This is a genomic window from Sphingomonas spermidinifaciens (assembly GCF_002351485.1).
Taxonomy (GTDB): Bacteria; Pseudomonadota; Alphaproteobacteria; order Sphingomonadales; family Sphingomonadaceae; genus Sphingomonas; species Sphingomonas spermidinifaciens.
Genome location: NZ_NWMW01000001.1, coordinates 2,058,982 through 2,078,410 on the forward strand (window position 1 = coordinate 2,058,982; position 19,429 = coordinate 2,078,410).

Genomic DNA, 19,429 nt, shown 5'->3' on the forward strand with positions numbered 1-19,429 from the left:
TTGGCGCGGATGCAAAGGAGGCATGGATGAAGCCGCTCTGGATCGCCGGCGTGACCGGCGCCGCTGCCCTAGGGATCGCCCTCACCGCAACGCCTGGCCATGCGGAGCGCGCGGTGCCGCTACCCGCGCCCGCCGCCGACGTGCCGGCCGGCAAGGGGCGTGCGGTCGCGGTGCTGGCGGGCGGCTGCTTCTGGGGGATGGAGGCGGTGTTCGAGCAGGTGAAGGGCGTGACCGACGTCACCTCCGGCTATGCCGGCGGTGATCGCGCGACCGCCAATTACCGCGCGGTCTCGACCGAGCGGACGCGCCATGCCGAGGCGGTGCGAATCACCTATGACCCTGCCGTCGTCAGCTATGGTCGGCTGCTCCAGCTCTATTTTTCGGTCGCGCACGATCCGACGCAGCTCAACCGGCAGGGGCCGGACCGCGGCCCCAGCTATCGCTCGGCGATTTTCCCGCAATCGCGCGAACAGGCGGCGGTGGCGGCGCGCTACATCGCGCAGCTGAAGAAGGCGAACCCTTATGACGGGCGCCCAATCGTGACGCGCATCGAGCAAGGCGGCTTCTTCCCGGCCGAGGCCGAGCATCAGGACTTCGCCCGTCGCAACCCGCGCCACCCCTATATCGTTCGCTGGGATGCGCCCAAGGTGGCGGCGCTCAGGTCGGCCTATCCGCGGCTGGTGCGCGGCTGAAACTTTCGCCGCGGCGGCGCGTCATGCCCCTCGAAAACGGAGGACGGACATGAACGAGAACATCGTCGAAGGCACGATTCGCGAATTCGGCGGCAAGGCCAAGCAGACGCTGGGCGCCGCGGTCGAGGACGAGAGCCTGAGGGCCGAGGGGACTGCCGACGCTGCCGCCGGGCGCGGCCAGAAGTCGCTTGGTCACTTTCAAGCGGCGATTGAGGAAACGCTGGAGCCCGCGCTCGACTTCGCGCGCCGTCAGCCGCTGGCTGCAATCGGGATTGCTGCCGCGGCGGGCGCGGCCCTGTTCGCCGCGTTCGGTCGCAAGCCCGAGTAACGCCGCGCAAAAAATGGGCGGCGAGGGTGTGTGATCCCCGCCGCCCTGTTCGAAGCTGTCCGTTCGCCGGTAGCCGATTGACTCAGTCGTCGCGGCCCGGAACGTCGTGGTTCATCGGTTCCTCGCCCTTGGCCTTGTGGGCGTCATAGCGCTCGATCGCCTCCATCGTCACGCGGCGCGCCTCCTCGCGGTCGCCCCAGGTGCCGACGCGCACCCACTTCTTCTTCTCGAGATCCTTGTAGTGGGTGAAGAAGTGCTCAATTTGCTCGAACACGATCTCGGGCAGGTCGTCCTTCTCGCCGACCTTCGAATAATAGGGGAAGGTCGCGTCGACGGGGACGCAGACGAGCTTCTCGTCGCCGCCCGCCTCGTCCTCGAGATTGAGGACCGCGATCGGGCGGGCGCGAACCACGCAGCCGGGGATGAAGGGGCTCCGCGCGACGACCAGCGCGTCGAGCGGATCGCCGTCGGGACTCAGCGTATGCGGCACGAAGCCATAGTTCGCGGGATAGCGCATCGGGGTGTGCAGGATGCGATCGACGAACAGCGCGCCCGACGCCTTGTCGAACTCGTACTTCACGGGCTCGCCGCCGGTGGGCACCTCGATGATGACATTGAGATCATCGGGCGGCGACTTGCCAACAGGCACCTTGTCGATGCGCATGGTCCAAACTCCCTGAAAGATGCTGGGAGTTGCGCATAGGCATTTGTTGCGGCGCGTCAATGGAGGCGCCGCACCCGTCGATCCCTGTCTTGCGCCGAACTGTGCCGGCGCGGCGACTTCACTTCGCCGAAAGCAGTCGGTCGAGGCCGCCCTCGCCGGTCCCGATCTTCTGCGCGCGCGGGTAGCGAAGGCCGCCGCGATAGTCGATCACCGCCTCGCGATAGCGGTCGTCGTGCTTCAGGAGCAGCCGGATCGGCGCCTGCCCGCCCTTGTTGGCGGTCACCGCAGCCCTCAGCACCTCCGGCGTATACGCGGCGCCGTTGACCGAGACGACCGTGGTCGCGACGTCGATCTTCTGCTCGAACGCCGGCCCGTCCCAGCGCACCGCGCTGACCGCGCCTTCCTTGCCGATCGTCATGCCGAGCGAATAGAAGAAGTCGGCGGTACCCTCCTTCTCGGTGCTCTTGAGGTAGGGCGACGGTTCCTCGGTGAAGACGACGCGATAGCCGTTGGCCTCGAACCCGGCGACCGGCGCGCGCTTGTTCACCTGATAGACGCGCGCGTCGAGGAAACCGCGCCAGTCATAGGGCTGCACGCCTTCGAGCGTCCGCACCACCTCGTCGAGATCATAGGTCAGCACGCCCCAGTCGCCGTCGCGCATCCCGAAAAAGGCGCGTGCGAAATCGTCCATCGACTTCTTCCCGCCCGACAGCTCGCGCAACTTGGCATCGGCCTCGAGCCAGATCAGCAGCCCTTCGTTGTAGTAGTCCTCGCTTCGCTGCCAGCTGACCCAGCCCTTCGGGCGGCGGGCGGAGATGATGGGATCGTTGGTCGTGTCGATCAGCGGCCGCCAGTCGCGGCCCGGCCGGCTGTCGAGTCCCGCATAGATCGCCGCGAGCATGTCGAGCGTGTCTGCCTTCGAGACGAGGCCCGACCGTGCCTGGAGCACATAGCCCCAGAACTGCGTCTGCCCCTCATACACCCACAGCATCGAGTTGCGCATCGGCGTCTTGAAATCGGGGGTCCACAGGTCCGCGCCGCGGCGGAACTTGCCGTCCCAGCTGTGCGTGAACTCGTGGGGGAGGAGGTTGCGGCGGCCCGGTCCGTCGTTCCACTTGGTGAAATAGCCCGACGGCACGCCGTTCTCGGAACTGCGATGATGTTCGAGGCCGATGCCGCCCATCTGGTCCGTGATGGCCAGCAGGAACTCGTAGCGGTCGTAATGCTGCGCGCCGAACAGCTTCACCGACTGCTCGACGAGTCGCTGGTGCGCGGCGACCTGCTCGGGCGTCGCCTCGAGCTCCTCGGGCTTGTCGGCGAAGACGTTGAGATCGACGCGGGGGCTAAGCTTGAACTCGCGATAATAGCGGCCGGCGAAGACGGGCGAGTCCTGCAGCGTCTCGTAGCTCGTCTGCTGATAGGCGTAGAAGGGGCCGTTCTTCGTCGCGGGCAACCCCGAGGCGGCGGTCCAGCCGGCCGGATATTTGACGTTCGCCTGGATCGGAATGCGGCGGGTGTAATAGCCCGCGGGATAGAGGCTGACCGCTTCCCACTGCAGGTTGAGCATGTTGGGCGCGACCATGATGCGGCCCTGGTCGGCCTTGGTCGCCGAGAGGAAGTCGAAGCTCGCCTCGATGCTCTTCACGCCCGCGGGCACGTCGATGTGGAAGGCATAGACGTCGACCGGATCGCGCGTCCACGGGATCACGCGGCCATTGGCGCGGATGACGAGGCCGGCAAGCTTCTCGATCTGCCCGCGCGGCGCATGGTTGCCGGGCAGCCAGGCCGGCATCAGCAGCGTCATGCGGCCAGCCTCCGCCACCGGGATTGTTTCCTTCACGCGCCAGATCGCGCGATCGACGTCGGTCGCGTCGACATCGAGCCTGATAACGCCCGGATAGTCGACATCGCGCGGCGCGGGGATCGTCGCCTCGATCGGCAGCGGCTGGGGCAGGGTGTTGCCCTGCTGCGCGAGCGCGGCGGCGGACGAGGCGAAGAGGACGGCGGCAAGCGCAAGGCGACGGTGCATGAGGGCCTTTCAGATCGGGGACAGGGCGGGTGCGGGCGTTGGCCGCAATAAAGACCCGTCCGGGCGCGGCATCAAGCCGGTTTCGCGTGATATCGTCACAGCCGCACCCATCGGCCTTCACGCGGCGCTTACCATTTGTGCGCTAGGCAGCGCGGCGATGTATCACGACAAGCGCCTTGCCGCTCGCGCGGCCGATCCGCGTCCGAAGTCGGCGGTTTCAACCGGATGCGGCCTCGTCGGCCTCGCCGGCCTGTTGACCTGGACGGGTATCGCCAAGATCAACGGCATGGACGGGCCGTTTTCGGCGCTGACCAATCTCGTCGCCTGCGGGCTGCCGATGGTGTTGTGGGCGGTGTTCGTCGACAAGGTGCATCGGCACGGCTCTACCGGCCTCGACTGGTCGAACCCCCGGCCGTGGCGCGAAACCTTCGAGATCAGCCTGACGCGGCTCGCCGGGCTGTGGCTGACATGGGGCGTCATCGGCCTCATCTATTTCAGCGTGCGCGTCTATCATGACGGCATGTTCGGCTTCGCGATGGCGTGCTTTCAGGCCGCCGCACCTTGGCTGTTCGCGCTGTCGATCCCGTACATCTTCCTCATCGACCGAGTGACGGTCGAGCCGCGCGACGGCACCTGGCATTTCGGCGCGTGGGTCATGGGCCTCGACGAAGAGATCGACCACACCGCGATCGCGCATCATGCGCGCGCCTGGGCGGTGAAGGGCTTCTTCATGGCCTTCATGCTGGCAATCGTGCCCGGCGGGTTCGGCGCGTTCATCCGCGGCGACGTGGGGCAGGTGCTGGCGAGCCCCACAGCGCTCGCCATGTGGCTCATCACCTTCATGTTCATGATCGACGTGGCGTTCGCGACCGTGGGCTATGTCCTGACGCTGAAGCCGCTCGACGCGCACATCCGCACCGCCAATCCGTTCGCGGCGGCGTGGATGGCGGCGCTCATCTGCTACCCGCCCTTCATCCTGATGGGCGATGGCGGGCCGCTCGACTATCATCAGGGGACGCACGGGCCCGATGGCTGGGCGGTGTGGCTGGCGGGGCGGCCGGTGCTGTTATGGGTCTGGGGGGCGGCGCTGGTCGGCCTCACGGGCATCTATGCCTGGGCGACGATGGCATTCGGCTTCCGCTTCTCGAACCTCACGCATCGCGGCATACTGACGCACGGCCCCTACGCTTTTTCGCGGCATCCGGCCTATCTCTCGAAGAACCTGTTCTGGTGGCTGGCGGTGCTGCCGATGCTGCCCGCGAGCGGCGACTGGCAGGATGCGGTCCGCAACACGCTGCTGATGGGGGTGGTCAGCGGCGTCTATTACTGGCGCGCCAAGACCGAGGAGCGGCATCTGGGGATGGACCCGGTCTATCGCGAGTATAGCGACTGGATGGCGCGGAATGCGCCGGTGCCGCGGTTCTTCGCGTGGCTGCGGGGCTCGAAGCAGCCCAACCAACCTCCATTTGTCCCGAGTAGTGACTGAGTAGCTCCGTCAGGGAGCGTGTCGAGGGATGTTAGCGCACGGCGCGGTACTTCGATAAGCGCCTTCGATACGCGGCTGCGCCGCTACTCGGTCTCTGCTCGGCACGGACGGGCCAGGGATCAGACAGCGCGCTAGGTATCAGAACCGATTCTCGCGGTAGATGCCCATCGCATCCCCGTCCCATTGCGCGTGATAGCGCTCGAGCAGTCGCTCCGCCGGCACCTTGCCCGATCGGACGATCTCGTTCAGCGGTTCGAGGAAGCCCGTCTCGTCGTCGCCCGAGGCATTGCGGCGAGCGCGCGAAGCGAGGCCGCGATGGGCGATGCCCAGCACTTCGCGTGCAATATCGCGGAGCTTCCCGCCGCCCGGCAGCGGCGCATCGAGCGCGAGCCGGGGCACGTCGCTCCGAAGCGCTTCCCGGTCGGCCATCGACCAGCCCTTGACCAGATCCCACGCCGCATCGAGCGCGTCCTGGTCGTAGAGCAGCCCGACCCAAAGCGCCGGCAATGCGCAGATGCGGCCCCACGGGCCCCCATCGGCGCCGCGCATCTCGAGGAAAGTCTTGAGCCGGACCTCAGGGAAGGCGGTCGAGAGATGATCGGCCCAGTCGTCGATCGTCGGCTTCTCACCGGGCAGCGCCGGCAGCTCGCCCTTCAGGAAGTCGCGGAAGCTGAGGCCCGCGGCGTCGATATAGCGGCCGTCGCGATAGACGAAGTACATCGGTACATCGAGCGCGTAGTCGGCGTACCGCTCGTAGCCGAAGCCGTCCTCGAACACGAAGGGCAGCATGCCGGTGCGGTGCGGGTCGGTGTCCGACCAGATGTGGCTGCGATAGGAGAGCATCCCGTTGGGACGCCCCTCGGTCAGCGGCGAATTGGCGAAGAGCGCGGTCGCCAGCGGCTGGAGCGCCAGCCCCACGCGGAACTTCTTCGCCATGTCGGCTTCGCTGGAATAGTCGAGATTGACCTGGATCGTGCAGGTCCGCAGCATCATGTCGAGCCCCATAGACCCCACCCGCGGCATGTGCCGCAGCATGATCGCATAGCGACCCTTTGGCATGATCGGCAGCTCGGCGCGGGTCTTGTCGGGCCACATGCCGAGGCCGAGGAAGCCGAGGCCGAGCTGCTCGCCCACCGCCTTCACCTGCTCGAGGTGGCGGCCCGTCTCGGCACAGGTCTGGTGCAGGTTCTCGAGCGGCGCGCCCGACAGTTCAAGCTGGCCCGCGGGCTCGAGGCTGACGGTGCCGTCCGGCCCGGCGAGCGCGATGACATGGCCGCCCTCCTCGACCGGGGTCCAGCCATAGGCGGTGAGCGCCATTAGGAGGTCGCGGATGCCGCCCGGCTCGTCATAGCTCGGCGCGCGGAAGTCGTCGGTGCGATAGACGAACTTCTCGTGCTCGGTACCGATCCGCCACCGTCCGGCGGGCTTCTCGCCGCGCGCGAAATAGTCGATCAGCTGCGATCGATCCTCGATCACGGGCGAGTTGCTGACCGAAACCGTCTTGGTGCTCATTCGGCGCCTCTACGCTCGGCCGCGGGGCCGCGCCAGCGTCATTTCGCGCCCGCCATTTCGAGGACGACGTCCCATTCGGCGGGCGTCACGCGGCCCACCGACAGTCGCGAATATTTGACGAGCTCCATCTCGGCGAGGCGGGGTTCGGCCTTGATCGCCTTGAGCGTTACAGGATTGGGGAGAGGTTCGACCGGGCCGCATTCGACCGACACCCAGTTGCCCTCCTCGCCGTCCTTCTTCGCCTCGCGCGCAATCTCCATGATGCCGACGATCTGAAGCCCGATATTGCTGTGATAGAAGAAGGCGCGGTCGCCGACCTTCATCTCGCGCAGGTTGCGTGCGGCGGTATGGTTGCGCACGCCGTCCCACTCTGTCTTCCCGTCGCGGACCAGGTCGTCCCACGAGAACACGTCGGGCTCCGATTTCATCAGCCACAGCGCCAAGGCTCGAAATCCTTTCCGTTCATCTAGTTAAACCCCGGCTGAACGGCCGGTTCTTCGTCGGTTCAGTACGAATCGCCTAGGCGATGTGCTATCGTCGCGACGATGCCTGCGTTCAACCCTCGTGCATCCGGTGCGACAGTTTGAGGAGGCTTGACCCATGACACTCGTGAAGAAAGCGACGCTCGGCCTAGTTGCGGGCGCGACGATGCTGACGGCAGCAGCGCCGGCCGAGGCGCAGTGGCGGCGCTACCACCGCGACCGCGGCGGCGACGTGGCAGCGGCGGCGATCATCGGCGGCGTCGCGGGCCTGGCGCTCGGCAGCGCCATCGCGCGCGATCGTTACTATGATCGCGGCTTCTACGGTCCGCGCGGTTACTACGGTCCTCGCGGCTATTATGGCCCGCGTGCCTATTATGGGCCGCGGTGGCGCGGCGGCTATGCCTATGCGGCGCCGCGCCGTTATTGGCGGGGCAATTGCATCCGGCGTGTCTACGATCCGTATCTGGGGCGCCGCGTCCGCGTAAACTATTGCTGACGAGCCGGGGGCGGTGGCTGAGGCTGCCGCCCCTTTCGATTCGGGCCAAGCGGCGCTAAGGGCGCGGGCATGACCGATACGCCCCCCGATCGCCTGTCGATCCAGCCCAAAAGCCCCCATTTCGACCAAGCCGCGCTCGAGCGCGGCGTCGGTATCCGCTTCAAGGGCGCCGAACGCACCGACGTCGAGGAATATTCGATCTCTGAAGGATGGATCCGCGTTCAGGTCGGCCGCAAGACCGATCGCCACGGCAACCCGCTGACGATCAAGCTGTCCGGCCCGGTCGAGGCCTGGTTTCAGGATGCCGCGGGCGAGCCCGCAGCGGTCGCCGAAGACGAGGCCTGAGCCGCGCCGGCGGCGGCGTTCCCGAGCACCAGTAGCGGGCGCACCGCGCGGCCCGCTTCGACCGGGGGCAGCGCGACGCCGTAGAGGCTGCGCCCCTTGTGCCAGAAGCGTGCCGCCGCGCCGCCGATCGTTCCGGCTGCGGGCGTCGGCTGCCAGCCTTCGCTCACCAGGCGACTCGATAGTGCCTCGATCAGCGCCCGCTCGCGCCCGGCCCTGAGCACCCGCGACTCGATCAGCCCGACCTCGCCGAATGCAGGTCCGAACTGCGTGCGCACGCTGGCGAGCACCGCCGCCTCGCGCGCGGCATCGCGCTGGCCGAACGGCCAGGAGCCGGCCGCCGGCTCGACGATCGTCTCGGGCAGCGGCGGGGGCGCGGGAGCTGCCGCATCGCAGCTGCCGAGACCGAAGGCGACGATCCCCATCGCGACCGCCGCTGTCCTCAAAGGCCGGCCGTGCTGCTCTGCACGCGCACGCGGGCGGCGGTGAACGCCTCCTCGACGCGCGTGCCCACCGCCGATTCGCCGGTCGCGGGATGTTCGGGCAGTGCGGTGCGGGTCAGCTGATCCGCGGCATTGGCGGTGGGATCGCCGATCGCCGCCTCGGCAGCGGTCTGGACCCAGCGGGTGGCGACGCTTGCAGGAATGCCCACCGCGTTGCCGTAGATCCTACCGCCTACCTTGTCGACGACCGACAGCACCGAATTGAGCACGTTGGTCGTCATCGCCCGCTGCGCCTGCACGTCGCTGGTGATGCTGTTCGCCGCGCGTGTCACGCCGCCGATGAAATAGCCGAGCGCCTCGGTATTCTGGAGCCGCACGTCGCCGGGGGTGCCGGGCACGGGGGTCTCAGCATAGAGGCGATCGACCGGATTTTCGTTGTTGGCGTTGCCGAACTGGATGCGCGCCATCTGCTCGCCCAGCCGCGCCTCCTGCCCGCTCGCCAGCATCTCCTTGGCATAGGCGGCGAAATCGTCGCCCTGACGCGTCGGCGTGTTGCGGTTGAGCTCACTCACCACGCCCGCGGTGTCGCTGTTGATGATGGCTGTCAGTCCGTCCCGGATCGAGGCCATGGCGTCATCCTTGCCGATCGTCGTCAGCCCGCCGATGATCGTGCTGGTGTCGCGCACCGTCCGCATCGTGTCGACGCCGGCATCGAAGATCTGCGCCTTGCGATCGGCATCGGGGATCGTCGCCGCGGCATCGAGCACGCCGCGCAGATTGCCGACGTCCCAGCTCGCCACCGCGCCGCCGCCCATGCTGCTGGTGTCGAGCCGCGCGTCGAGGCCCGATCGCATGACCGCACGTAGCTGCTCGGGCGAAAGCGCCTCGAACGCCGCCTGGGCCTGCGCGCCGTTAAGCGAGCCAAGCACCGTGCCAACCGCGCTCGCCTCGGCATCGACGTCGCGGATCGACGAGCCGCCGATGCCGGCGCTGTTGATGCTCTCACTATCGGTGGTCTGCCCCGCCATCTCCCGGACGAAGTCGACGCGCGTCTGCGGCGCGGCATGGGTGGCGATCGCGCTCGCCAGCTCACCGACGCGGGCATGGCCGTCATTGCCGCCGGCATCGGTCGCGGCGAAGGCGTCGCTCAGCGTGCGCAGGCTCTGCGCGTCGAGCTTGCCCGCCATGTCGGCGAACAGCGCGCCGCGCTCATCGGCCGAATAGCCGCCGTTGCCGAACCAGGAGCCGTCCACCGCCTCGTCGGCAAGGCGGGAGAGGTCGCCGGTGCGCGCCAGCTCGTCGATGACCGCATCGGCGTCCGCCGCCGACAGCCCGCGCAGCCGTGCGGCGATGTCGTTCATCTCGCCATGGGTGACGGTGTTGAACAGGCCCGAGGTGTCGAGCTTGCCCCGGATGTCGTCGACTGCGGATTGCTGGACCGGCGTGACCATCGCACTTGCTCCCGACTCTGACGGACCGATGCGCGCGCTTGTGCCCGACGCGGGGCGGCCATGCGCTCCCCGAAGCGACTAGGCGGGCTAGTCGATTCGACTAGGGACGCGCGCCTCAAGCCAGCCGACGGCGAACCGGGTGATGTCGGCAGCGTCGAACAATTCGGCAGCGGCGTCGCCGACCGGCCCGTCGGCACCGCCCTTGCTTCGATAGTCGGCGACGATTTGATCGAAATAGAGATCGTCAAACCCCGGCACGATCGCCTCGGTCGACTCATACTCCTCGCACCAGCGCCATTCGGTCGCGCCATCGGCACGGCGGAACGGCACTTCCTCGCGCAGCACCCGCTTGCCCGGAACGTCGGCGAGATGCTCGGCATGGTGGAGCAGCGTCATGCTGTGCGCCGGCGCCCCGACCAGCAGCACCTTTCCCTTGGCCTCAACCAGTTTCGCCAGCGGCGAGCCCTCGCCATAGCCATAATCGAGCGCCTGCCCCTCAGTCAGCCAGTCGGCGCGTGCACCGATCGCCGCGACCGAACAATTGGGGTTGGCGCTTCGCCGCGCGCCCGGCGTCGTCCGCACGAACTCGGCGAAGACGCCATTTTCGCGCAACGCGCGCGACCGGGCGGGGTCATAGGGCGGGATGTGATCGCGCCACTCATCGGGCACGCGCCCGTCCTCGCCGATCAGGTGCTGGAGATAGGGTGCCTCCCAATCGGTCGCGACGACGAGCGTGCCTGCGGTGCCGATTACCATCCGGATCGCCTCGATCAGCGTGTCGGGGCCATTGATGAGCGGGCCGACGGAGCGCATCCCGGCGTGAGTCATGACGGTGTCGCCGCCGCCGAGCTCCAGTGCATGGAGATCGGCGGCAAGATCGGTGGCGCTGCGCATCCTCAGTGGACGAAGCGGGCCACCACGTCGCGATAGCTGCGGCTGACCTTCACCTGCGCGCCCGAATCGAGCACGAGGAAGCATTCGCCATTGGTATGCGGCTTCACCTGCCGGACGAGGTCGAGGTTGACGATCGTCGAGCGGTGGACGCGCTGGAAGCGGCGCGGGTCGAGCCGCTTTTCGAGGTCCTTCATCGTCTCACGGAGAATGAGCGTGTTGTCGCCGGTATAGATGCACATGTAGTCGCCGGCCGCGTCGATGCGCTCGATCGAATCGACGTCCACTCGAAAGATCTGGCCGCGATCCTTGATGTTGATGAGCTTCTCGAAGCGATTCGAGGCGAGCTCGCCGCCCGCGTTGCCGCCCTCGATCTGATCGACCGCATCGGGCGCAACCTCCGCTAGCACTTCCTTCAGCTTCTCGACTTCCTCGACGCCGCGCTTCTCGGTCAGGCGCTGGCGCACGCGGTCGAGCGTGTCGGCAAGCCGTGCCTCCTCGACGGGCTTCATCAGGTAATCGACCGCCTGCGCCTCGAACGCGCGAATCGCGTGGTCGGAATAGGCGGTGACGAAGACGAACAGCGGCGGTTCGACCTCCATCAGCCCCTGCACCACCGAAAAGCCGTCAAAGCCGGGCATCTGGACGTCGAGAAAGACGAGGTCGGGCTTGTGGGTCTTGATCGAGCGGATCGCCTCGCGGCCGTTCGAGCACTTGTCGATGATCTCGACGTCCTCATGCGCTTCGAGCCGCAGTTCGAGGCCCTGGATGGCCAGCGACTCGTCGTCGACAAGGATGGTACGGATGGTCATGCTGCCTCGCGTCTGGGTTCCTCGACCTGGAACGGAATTTCGATCTCAACGCGGAAGCCGCCGCCGGGGTTCGCCCCCGTGTCGAAACGGTGCTCCGCGCCGTAAGCCTGGGCCAGACGGTCGCGGATATTGGCCAGGCCCACGCCGGTGGAAAGGCTTGGCCGAGATTTGCCCTGCATCAACCCCGGACCGCTGTCGGTCACGGCGATCTGCACCCGATCCCCGGCGAGCCGTGCCGAAACCGCGATCTCCGCCCCCTCTTCAAGCGGCGTCACGGCGTACTTGATCGCGTTTTCGACCAGCGGCTGAAGGAGCAGCGAGGGCAGCCGCGCGCGCTCGACCCGCGCATCGACGTCGAAGACGGGCCGCAGCCGCGTCTCGAAGCGCATCTTCTCGATCTCGAGATAGAGCTTCAGCGTCTCGATCTCCTGCGCCAGGGTGACATGCGCGGTCGGCTCGTTGGCGAGGGTGTAGCGCAGGAACGAGGAGAGGCGGGAAAGCATCACGTTCGCGCGCTCGGTCTGCTTGAGGAGGACCAGCGTCGAGATCGAGTTGAGCGTGTTGAAGAGGAAGTGCGGGTTGAGCTGGTAGCGCAGCATCGCCAGCTGCGCCGACGAGGCCTGAAGCTCGAGCGCCTGCATGCGGTCGATCTGATCCTCGACGATTAGATACCAGTTGATGCCGAAATAGAGCGCGGTCCAGCCGGCCAGCACGGTGAAGTTGAGGAACACCGTCGCGAGCACGAGATTGACGGTGATGCCGGGGCTCGCCGAGCGGATGAACGAGAAGGTGAAGGCGTCGAGCACCGCGTAGATGACCGTCGCCGCCGCCAGCGTTGCGACGACCGCGAGGATGCCGGTGATCCGCGGCAGCCGTCGATAATAGCCGTAAAGCGTCGAGAGCAGCAGCGTCAGGCAATAGCCGACGATCGATTCGATGATGATCGGGATGACATTGTCGAGGCTGGGATTGTTCGAGACCCCCGACACCATGCGCAGGATCAGGTACCCCGACCAGCCGGCGGCCTGCAGCATCCAGAAGGCGCGGCTCTTCTGTTCGAAGAAGGGGCGGGAGAGGATCGCGGCGCTCGCCATGTGCGGCTCCATGTAGCGGCTCGGTCGGGGAAGGGCAAAAGCCGGATAGGAAAGGGGCCGCCGTCCCCATGGGAACGACGGCCCCGATCAGGGTCGGTCGTGTCGGGCGCGGATCAGAAGGTGAAGCGCGCGCCCACGCGGATCAGGTAGAGCGAGTTGGTGAACGACACCGCCTTCTCGTTCGGCTCGCGATAGCTCGAGTAGCGGTACTGGTTGCACGCCTGGGTCGAGTTGGTGTTGACGACGCCCGCGCCGGGCGCGGTGCCGGTTGCGACCGGTGTGGTCAGGCACTGCACGCGCACCACGTCGGCGGTGTACGGGAAGCCGAACTGGCGCAGACCGCCCCACTCGCTGTTGATGAGGTTGGGCAGGTTCTCGATATCGGCGAACAGCGAGATGCGCGACTTGCCCACGAACGTCGGGATTTCCTGCTCGAGGTGCAGGTCGATGCGCGTGAAGGCGCGGTTGCGGGCGATGTTCTTTGCCGCGATCTGGCCGCGATAGTTCTTGAGCGCGGTGTTGTTGATGAGCGCCTCAAGATCGGTGCGGGTCTGCTCGTTGTCGTAGCTCACGCGGGCATCGTCGATGCCGGTGGGGACGTAGAGCAGGTGAGCGTTGTTGTTGCCGATCGTACCGAAGACGGGCGAGCGGTTGCTGTTGTTGTCCTGCATCGTGAAGCTGTAGCGGCGTCCCGCGCGGGTTTCGCCGAACAGCTGGATGACGGTGCGATAGTCGCCGAAGAAGGCGCGATCGAACCCGATGCTGTAGGTGTAGCGCCACGTCGTCTCGTCGTTCGCGCGGCCATAGGCCGGGAAGTTCGGGTCACCCTTGGCCGCGTTGGCATAAAGCGAGCCGGGGGTCGACGAGGTCGCCGGGCTGACGTCCTTGACGTTCTGCCAGGCATAGCTGCCCGCCAGCGACAGGCCGAAATCGAAGTCCTTGGCGAACCGCGCGACGGCGATGTGGCTGCGACCGCGGCCGTCGTTGTAGAGGAGATAGTCGGCATTGTTGTCGGCGGTAACCGACGTGCCGGGCGTGGCGACGAAGGTATAGCGCGGACGACCGTCGGGCAGCGTGCCGATCTGGCGCGATCGCAGATCGGTGAAGCTCACACCCTCGTTGGTCAGGGTATAGAGATAGTCGGCGCCGAAGGTGAAGCCGAACAGGTCGTACTCCGCGGTCAGATTGAACTTCGTGACCGACGGCGGCCGGAAGTCCTGCGCCAGCGACGAGGTCGGCGCCAGCGCCTGACCCGCGGTGTTGGTGGCGATGTAGCCGTCGATGACGGCAGGGATCGTCGCGCCGTTCACGCCGTTGAGCGCGGCCTGGCAGACGGGAGCATTCGCCGGCGTGTTGAAGGGCGAGGTGCAGGTGGCGGTCGAGCCGTTCGCGGCTGCGGTCGCACGCGTCAGGTTGCTGATCGCACTGCTGACGACACCAGTGTTCGAGAAGCTGTTCGAGACATAGATGTCGGGCGAACCGCCGCCGAATACCGACACGCCGCCGCGGACGCGAAGCGCATCGACCGGCCGCCAGTTGAAGCTGAAGCGCGGCTGGAAGTTATCGAGCCCCTTGTAGGTCTGGGTGTTGGTGAAGCCGTAACGTGCAAGATAGGCGTTGTTGAGCGGCACCTGCGAACGCATCCCGTACAGGTCGTAGCGCGCGCCAAGAGTCACATCGAAGTTGCTCGCGACGGCCCAAGTATCCTGCAGGCCGAACGTCCACTGCTCATAGACGAAGTCGGCGGCCGCATCGTTCACGTTCAGCGACAGCGCATTCTGGTACGAGAACTGCGAGGCGTTGCGATTCTGGAAATCGGTGATCGAGTCGAAATAATAGGCGCCGGTCGCGTTCTGCAGGAACAGGTTGGTGGTGCGGCGACGATTATACTCGGCCAAAAGGCTGATCTGGTGCGCGCCGGCATTGTAGCGCGTCAGGAGCGAACCGCCCCAGGTGTCGAAGAACAGCTCGTTCGCCTGGCGGCTGATGTCGGGACCGAAGGCGATGACCGGCGCGCCGGTTGAGCAGCTGTTCACCGTGTTGGTGCCGCTGACAATGCTGGTCTGGTCGGTGCAGACGCGGATCTGCGCGAAGGGCTGCTGCCCCAGCGATTCCTGTGTCACCTCGGTCGACTGATATAGGAAGCGCGCTTCGGTCGAGAGCTTGTCGGTCCAGTCCGAGTTGAGCTGCACGATGCCAGAGCGCAGCAGCACCGAACGCTGATAGGCATTCGACGAGAGGCCGAGGCTCGGGGTGGTCAGGCTGGTCGAGGTCCCCTGGGGCACGGTGCCCGATTCATAGGCGTTGATGTAGGTGAGCGACAGGCGCTGGCCGTCGACGATGTTCCAGTCGACGCGGCCGACGATCTTCTCGTCCTTGTTCTGGTTGACCTGAACGATGTCGCCGGCCTCGTAGTTATACGTGCTCTGCGCGATGTTCTTGACGGTGTCGATCTGCGCCTGGGTCAGGCCGGGGATCTGCGAGATCTGCGACACGGCGGCGGGACGCGGATCGGTGTTGCGCTCGCCCGACACCATGAAGAACAGCTTGTCGCGGATCAGCGGGCCAGCGATCGTCGCGCCATAGGTTTCGGACTTGTACTTCGGCAGCACCTGGCTGTTCGAACCGATCGTGTCGCCCTGAAGCCCGTCGGTCGACTGCGAGTAGAAGCCGGTGCCGGTAAACTCGTTGGTGCCCGACTTGACGACGGTGTCGATGGCGCCGCCCTGGAAATTGCCCTGGCGGATGTCCGACGGCGCGATCGAAACCGAGAACTGGGCGATCGCGTCGAACGGGATCGGCCCGCGGGCGGTCGGATTGGCGTCGGAGTTGAGACCGAAGCTGTCGCCGATCTGCACGCCGTTGATCGTGAAGCGGTTGAAGCGCGGATTGACGCCGCCGAAGCTGACCGCGCGGCTGTTCGACAGATCGAGCTGCGCCAGCGGATCACGGCGGGCGAGGTCGCGGACGTCGCGGTTGACCGAGGCGACCTTGCCGATGTCGGCTTGGGTCAGGACGGTGCGCGGCCCGGACGCGATCGTGCCGGCGCCGGCAACGCGCGAGGCGGTGATGACGATGTCGTCACCGCCGGCGGCGGCGAGCTCCACGGGCACGGTATAGGGCTGGCCGACGACGGTGAAGATGTCGGTGACGGTCGCGTTGCCGTTCGAGCTCGTCACCTCGATGGTGTAGGGGCCGCCGGGCAGCAGGCCCGACGCGACGAAGCTGCCCGCGTCGTTGGTATTCGCGGTGGTCGCCGAACCGTTGGTGGTGTTGACCACACGCACAACCGCGCCGGCTACCGGCGCGCCGTCCTGGGTCACGGTGCCGCGGATGCTCGAGGTGGTTTCCTGCGCCATCGCAGCGGCCGGAATCATGAGCGCGACAGCAGCCGCACCCATCATGAGGTGATTTCGCATGATTTTCCCCTATTGGAGCGGCCGTGGCGGCCGGAACAATCGACGTCGTTCGCCGTTAAACGCGCCCCTGCGCGAGCAATGTGTCGCTTCTGTTACACGCTGCGCGCACGGCGCAGTTCACCGCGTGCCGTTGCATAATGGCGACAGTGACAAGGGTTACCGGTCAGTCCGCGGCAGCCACGATCGCCTGCCAGCCGGCCTCGTCGACCACGCGGATGCCGAGTTCGGCGGCTTTCTTCGCCTTCGATCCCGCGCCCGGCCCGGCGACGAGCAGGTCGGTCCTGACCGACACCGACCCCGACACGCGCGCACCCAGCGATTCGGCCTGCGCCTTGGCCTCGTCGCGCGACATCGTCTCCAGAGTGCCGGTGAAGACGACGGTCTTGCCCGAGACTTCGGAAGCGCGGGCGGTGACGACATAGGCGGGGGGCGACACCTCACCCATCAGGTCTTCCCATGCCGTCACATTGTGCGCTTCGTGGAAGAAGTCGGCGAGCGCATGACCGACCGCGGCGCCTACCTGAGCGACGCCGATACGCTCGGCGATGACCTTGTCGAGGCGATTGCGGTGCTTCGCGGCATCCTCGCCCAGCGCGGGTGTGGTCGCGTCGCGGAGCGCGGTCAGTGCCTCGCCCAGCTCGCGGATCGCGGCGAGCGTGGTGTAGTGCTTGAGGAGGTCGCGGGCGGTCACCGCGCCGATGTGGCGGATGCCGAGGCCGAACAGCAGCCGCGCGGCGTCGGGCGCGCGCCGCGCCTCGATCGCATCGAGGAGGTTGTCGACCGACTTCTCCTTCCAGCCCTCCAGGCTCAGCATCGCCTCGCGATGGTCGCGCAGGCGGAAGATATCGGCGGGTTCCGCCAGCCAGCCGAGCGCGACGAACTGCTCGATCGTCTTCTCGCCCAGCCCCTCGATGTCGAGCGCGGCCCGGCTGACGAAATGCTTCAGCCGCTCGATGCGCTGCGCGGGGCAGATCAGGCCACCGGTGCAGCGGATGTCGACCTCGCCCTCCTCGCGTACCGCCTCCGACCCGCATTCGGGGCAGTGGTCGGGGAAGGTGAAGGCGGGACGATCCTCGGCGGCGGTCAGGTTCTCGACGATCTGCGGGATGACGTCGCCGGCGCGTTGCAGGACGACGCGGTCGCCGGGGCGGACGCCCAGCCGCGCGATCTCGTCGGCATTGTGGAGCGTTGCGTTGGTGACGACGACGCCGCCGACGGTGACGGGCTCGAGCCGGGCGACGGGCGTGAGCTTGCCGGTGCGGCCGACCTGGATGTCGATCGCCTGGAGCGTCGTCTGCGCGCGCTCGGCGGGGAACTTGTGCGCGAGGCCCCAGCGCGGCGCGCGGCCGACGGTGCCCAGCCGCGCCTGCCAATCGAGGCGATCGACCTTGTAGACGACGCCGTCGATGTCGAAGGGCAGGTCCGCGCGCTTCGCCTCGATCGCGCGATAGGCGGCAAGGGCGGCGTCCGTGGTATCGTAGCGGGCGAAGTCCTTGGCGATGGGGAAGCCCCAATCCTTGAGCGCCGCGACGACTCCGGCCTGCGTGTCGGCGGGCAGCGCGCTCGTCTCCCCCCAGCCATGCGCGAGGAAGCGCAAGGGACGCGCGGCGGTGACGGCGGCGTCCTTTTGCCTGAGCGACCCGGCAGCGGCGTTGCGCGGGTTGGCAAATCGGCGCGCCTTCGTCGCGTCACCCGCCGCCTCCGCCTCCGCGAGCAGACGGGCGTTCAATGCGGCAAAGGCGGCCTTTTCCATATAGACCTCGCCGCGCACCTCGAACAGGTCGGGGGCTCCGGCGGGCAGCTCGCGCGGGATGTCGTCGATGGTCAGGGCGTTGGCGGTCACGTCCTCGCCCACCGCGCCGTCGCCGCGGGTGAGTGCGCGCAGCAGCCGGCGATTTTCGTAGCGGAGCGAGCAGGACAGGCCGTCGATCTTGGGCTCGGCGGTGAGCGCGACGGGCTCGTCGGGGGGCAGCGACAGGAAGCGGCGGACGCGGCCGACGAACTCGGCCACGTCCTCGTCGGCAAAGGCATTGTCGAGGCTGAGCATCGGCCGCGCATGCGCGACCTTGGCAAGGTGTGCCGCGGGCGCGGCGCCGACCTGTACCGAGGGCGAGTCGGAGCGGACGAGAGCGGGAAACGCCGCCTCGATCGCCAGGTTGCGGCGGACGAGTGCGTCGTACTCGGCGTCGCTGATCTCGGGCGCGTCGTCGGTGTGGTAGCGGCGGTTGTGGTGCGCGATCTCCGCGGCCAGTGCCGCGAGCTCGGCGGCGGCTTCCTCGTCGGTCCGGGGCAGGGCGGGGGTATCGACCATGCGCCATCCCATGCCGGAATGGCGGCGGGCCTGACAACCCGCCGCCGCGCGGCTCAGCTGCCGATCTTGTCCTGCGTCTTCGTGTCGAAGTCGCTCGCGTCGTGGCGCTCGTGGAGCTGGTTCTCGGGCACACCCATCGTCACGTTGACGATCCGGCCGCGCTTGACGGCCGGGCGCTCGGCAAGCTGCTTCGTCCAACGCTGGAGATTGGGGTATTCGCCGACGTTCAGGAACTCACCCGCGGTGCCATATATCTTGCCGGCCGCGAGGGCGCCGTACCAGGGCCAGATCGCGAAGTCGGCGATGCTGAGCTCGTCGCCGGCGACGAACTCGTGCCGACCGAGCTGGGTGTCGAGAACGTGGAGCTGGCGCTTCACCTCCATCGCATAGCGGTTGATGGCGTATTCGATCTTCATCGGCGCATAGGCATAGAAATGGCCGAAGCCGCCGCCCACGAACGGCCCGGCGCCCATCTGCCACATCAGCCAGCTCATCACCGCGGCGCGCTTGCCCGGGTCGGTGGGGAGGAAAGCGCCGAACTTTTCGGCGAGGTAGAAGAGGATCGCGCCGCTCTCGAAAACGGGGATCGCCGGGTCCGAGGAGCGATCGACGAGCGCGGGAATCTTAGAATTGGGATTGATGCCGACGAAGCCGCTACCGAACTGGCCCCCCTCGCCGATGCGGATCAGCCAGGCGTCGTACTCGGCGCCCGCATGCCCGGCGGCGAGCAGCTCCTCGAGCAGGATCGTCACCTTCTGCCCGTTGGGCGTGCCCTGCGAATAGAGCTGGAGTGGATGGTTGCCGACGGGCAGTTCCTTCTCGTGCGTCGATCCGGACACAGGACGGTTGATGTTGGCGAACTGGCCGCCATTGCCCGGCTGCCATTCCCAGACGCGCGGGGGCACGTAACCGGCGGGCAGGTTGTTCGCGGGGTTGGGGGCGTCGGCCATCTTCATGGGCTCCTGATCGGGGAGCCC

The 19,429-nt window shown here is 67.2% G+C and carries 17 protein-coding genes; 5 read left to right on the plus strand and 12 right to left on the minus strand.

All coding sequences use genetic code 11. From position 1 onward, the window contains the following. Positions 1 to 26: 26 nt before the first annotated feature. Both msrA and COC42_RS09855 read left to right on the plus strand, forming a co-directional pair. On the plus strand, positions 27 to 692 hold the full coding sequence (gene msrA, locus COC42_RS09850; protein WP_096343224.1) for a peptide-methionine (S)-S-oxide reductase MsrA: 666 nt from the start codon (positions 27 to 29) through the stop codon (positions 690 to 692). A 49-nt stretch (positions 693 to 741) separates the two neighbouring features. After that, a complete protein-coding gene (locus COC42_RS09855; protein WP_096342931.1) occupies positions 742 to 1,020 on the plus strand; it encodes a CsbD family protein in 279 nt (92 codons plus the stop codon). An 82-nt stretch (positions 1,021 to 1,102) separates the two neighbouring features. On the opposite strand, the gene ppa is transcribed toward COC42_RS09855, so the two are convergent. Both ppa and COC42_RS09865 read right to left on the minus strand, forming a co-directional pair. Further along, the gene (gene ppa, locus COC42_RS09860; protein WP_096342932.1) at positions 1,103 to 1,684 is read right to left on the minus strand and encodes an inorganic diphosphatase; all 582 of its coding nucleotides are present in this window, start codon (positions 1,682 to 1,684) and stop codon (positions 1,103 to 1,105) included. Between the two features lie 118 nt (positions 1,685 to 1,802). Further along, entirely contained in the window at positions 1,803 to 3,713 is a 1,911-nt protein-coding gene (locus COC42_RS09865; protein ID WP_096342933.1) for a M61 family metallopeptidase, read from the minus strand. 157 nt (positions 3,714 to 3,870) lie between these two features. On the opposite strand from COC42_RS09865, the gene COC42_RS09870 reads away from it, so the two are divergent. Then, positions 3,871 to 5,199, plus strand: a complete 1,329-nt coding sequence (locus tag COC42_RS09870) for a methyltransferase family protein (protein ID WP_141395828.1) — start codon at positions 3,871 to 3,873, stop codon at positions 5,197 to 5,199. A 138-nt stretch (positions 5,200 to 5,337) separates the two neighbouring features. Here COC42_RS09870 and COC42_RS09875 read toward each other — a convergent pair whose 3' ends face one another. Together COC42_RS09875 and COC42_RS09880 are read right to left on the minus strand one after the other, a co-directional pair. After that, positions 5,338 to 6,711: a glutamate--cysteine ligase gene (locus tag COC42_RS09875; RefSeq protein WP_096342934.1), complete on the minus strand. Its 1,374-nt coding sequence runs from the start codon at positions 6,709 to 6,711 to the stop codon at positions 5,338 to 5,340. A gap of 38 nt (positions 6,712 to 6,749) precedes the next feature. Continuing rightward, on the minus strand, positions 6,750 to 7,154 hold the full coding sequence (locus COC42_RS09880) for an EVE domain-containing protein (protein ID WP_245843968.1): 405 nt from the start codon (positions 7,152 to 7,154) through the stop codon (positions 6,750 to 6,752). Positions 7,155 to 7,311: 157 nt separating this feature from the next. Here COC42_RS09880 and COC42_RS09885 point away from each other — a divergent pair, with 157 nt between their 5' ends. Together COC42_RS09885 and COC42_RS09890 are read left to right on the plus strand one after the other, a co-directional pair. Beyond that, positions 7,312 to 7,689: a hypothetical protein gene (locus COC42_RS09885; RefSeq protein ID WP_096342935.1), complete on the plus strand. Its 378-nt coding sequence runs from the start codon at positions 7,312 to 7,314 to the stop codon at positions 7,687 to 7,689. Between the two features lie 69 nt (positions 7,690 to 7,758). After that, on the plus strand, positions 7,759 to 8,034 hold the full coding sequence (locus COC42_RS09890) for a DUF3297 family protein (RefSeq protein WP_096342936.1): 276 nt from the start codon (positions 7,759 to 7,761) through the stop codon (positions 8,032 to 8,034). Here the strand turns inward: COC42_RS09890 and COC42_RS09895 are convergent. From COC42_RS09895 to yghU, 8 genes are all read right to left on the minus strand, one after another. Then, positions 7,986 to 8,456: a hypothetical protein gene (locus COC42_RS09895; RefSeq protein ID WP_096342937.1), complete on the minus strand. Its 471-nt coding sequence runs from the start codon at positions 8,454 to 8,456 to the stop codon at positions 7,986 to 7,988. The two genes, COC42_RS09890 and COC42_RS09895, sit on opposite strands and share 49 nt — an antisense overlap. 17 nt (positions 8,457 to 8,473) lie before the next feature. Then, the gene (locus COC42_RS09900; protein ID WP_096342938.1) at positions 8,474 to 9,925 is read right to left on the minus strand and encodes a hypothetical protein; all 1,452 of its coding nucleotides are present in this window, start codon (positions 9,923 to 9,925) and stop codon (positions 8,474 to 8,476) included. Between the two features lie 87 nt (positions 9,926 to 10,012). Beyond that, the gene (aac(3), locus tag COC42_RS09905; RefSeq protein WP_096342939.1) at positions 10,013 to 10,819 is read right to left on the minus strand and encodes an aminoglycoside 3-N-acetyltransferase; all 807 of its coding nucleotides are present in this window, start codon (positions 10,817 to 10,819) and stop codon (positions 10,013 to 10,015) included. Between the two features lie 2 nt (positions 10,820 to 10,821). Next, entirely contained in the window at positions 10,822 to 11,628 is an 807-nt protein-coding gene (locus COC42_RS09910; protein WP_096342940.1) for a LytR/AlgR family response regulator transcription factor, read from the minus strand. Further along, positions 11,625 to 12,722 carry a sensor histidine kinase gene (locus COC42_RS09915; RefSeq protein WP_096343227.1) on the minus strand — a complete coding sequence of 366 codons (1,098 nt, stop codon included), beginning with the start codon at positions 12,720 to 12,722 and terminating at the stop codon, positions 11,625 to 11,627. The genes COC42_RS09910 and COC42_RS09915 overlap by 4 nt, the downstream gene beginning before the upstream one ends. A 113-nt stretch (positions 12,723 to 12,835) precedes the next feature. Beyond that, positions 12,836 to 16,141, minus strand: a complete 3,306-nt coding sequence (locus COC42_RS09920; RefSeq protein ID WP_096342941.1) for a TonB-dependent receptor — start codon at positions 16,139 to 16,141, stop codon at positions 12,836 to 12,838. Between the two features lie 163 nt (positions 16,142 to 16,304). Next, positions 16,305 to 18,452 carry an NAD-dependent DNA ligase LigA gene (ligA, locus tag COC42_RS09925; protein ID WP_096343228.1) on the minus strand — a complete coding sequence of 716 codons (2,148 nt, stop codon included), beginning with the start codon at positions 18,450 to 18,452 and terminating at the stop codon, positions 16,305 to 16,307. A 53-nt stretch (positions 18,453 to 18,505) separates the two neighbouring features. Next, on the minus strand, positions 18,506 to 19,402 hold the full coding sequence (yghU, locus tag COC42_RS09930; RefSeq protein WP_096343229.1) for a glutathione-dependent disulfide-bond oxidoreductase: 897 nt from the start codon (positions 19,400 to 19,402) through the stop codon (positions 18,506 to 18,508). Positions 19,403 to 19,429 lie beyond the last annotated feature (27 nt).